A 1,364-nucleotide genomic window follows, 5' to 3' on the forward strand; every position below is an offset into this window, starting at 1 on the left:
GGGTCGGCTTGCCTGGCTCTAGCGACTCTGCAGCGTGGCGGATTTCCTCCATGACTTCTTCGTAGGTCGGGCCGGTGGGACCCGGGCTGTCGGCACTGGTCAGGGTGCGGGTATCGTTGGGAATGCAGCTAGCAGAAGAAGGACTATGTCTGCTTCCACCACGGTCGATAGGAATTCCGTTTTCGTCTACGGTCATGTTTGTATATCCAACATGCCCTACTCGTCCGTCTAGCGTGGTGCAGAAGAAATTGTTGGGGTTGTCTTTATAAGATGTAACATAAAATCCCTCGCGCCGTTTTGTCGTATCTGTTTCGGGGGCAGGCGTTACTGGCTGGTTTGTAACGGAATCAATATCTGAAGCGCTTCCTGTTCTTTCCGTATTTTCATTTCCAACCATTTCTTTAGGAGGAATTTTCTCTTGGCATATGCTAGCAGTATTATTTGATGAACATTCACTCGTTTTTACATCTGCAAATGAGGGGAGAATACTAAGTTGAAATATTTGTATGCTTACAAAAGGGAGGAAGAGAATTTTATGCCACTGCTTCATTTTAATCTTCAACCTTTACATACCCAATAAGCTCCCATTTTTGACCGTTGTGCTTTAGCTCAATTTTATAAGTGTCGTTAGTTTTATCTTCATTGGTCCAAGAGCGCCAACTACCATCAGCCGCGACATAAATCTCCTTTTCCCAGACATGGTAAGCCTTCCAAAAATAAGTCTCCCCGTCCTCAGACCACGGCGCGCCATCAGCAGTCAAGCTTTCAATACCATCAATCACCCAACCACCATGCTGGTAAAGCCTCTCGACACCCTCATAAGCCTCCAACTCGCTCTTAAAAGTCGGCGACACAAACTGACGAGCCATCGAATAATCACCAGTCTGCACGCCATAATTACCCCATTTGACCCAAGCGTCCAAAGTCTTACGCATACCTTCAACAGACTTCTCACGGTACCCGTCTTCAGGCTCAGCAGGCTTGGGCACATTCTGCGCCGGACCGTACTTATCCGCCGGGCGGTACTCCCCGTTAGGCGCCTTCGAGCCGCCCGAATAGCCTCGGACAGTAGACGGAGTAGCGCTTGCCGAAGGTGACTCAGATGCCGCCGCAGAAGCCGAAGCCGACTCGCTCGGTGCGGCCGAGGAGGTGGCAGTCGCCTCGTTATTTGCCTGCTGGCCGCACGCCGCAAGCAGGGCGCCAAGGCCCACAAGTGCGCCGCTGCCCAGCAGAGTGCGGCGGTTGAAAATGGTCGAATCCATAGAAGATACGCTCCTATCGTCGGTGATGGTGTGTTGTTTAGTTACTAGTCGGGCGGTTATTCAGAGGTCAAGCTGACTGCCGGAAGGAAAACAGCCCCGTAG

Annotated in this window: 1 protein-coding gene and 1 pseudogene; both read right to left on the minus strand. The window is 51.2% G+C overall.

Going from position 1 to position 1,364, the window contains the following annotated elements; genetic code table 11:
* Nucleotides 1-550: pseudogene (locus HMPREF2927_RS08995) on the minus strand (peptide ABC transporter ATPase); the annotation flags it as partial.
* A gap of 1 nt (nt 551) precedes the next feature.
* A complete protein-coding gene (locus HMPREF2927_RS02130) occupies nt 552-1,262 on the minus strand; it encodes a DUF6318 family protein (protein WP_070685120.1) in 711 nt (236 codons plus the stop codon).
* Between the last annotated feature and the right edge of the window lie 102 nt (nt 1,263-1,364).

Source organism: Rothia sp. HMSC061E04 (genome assembly GCF_001813685.1).
Lineage (GTDB): Bacteria > Actinomycetota > Actinomycetes > Actinomycetales > Micrococcaceae > Rothia > Rothia mucilaginosa.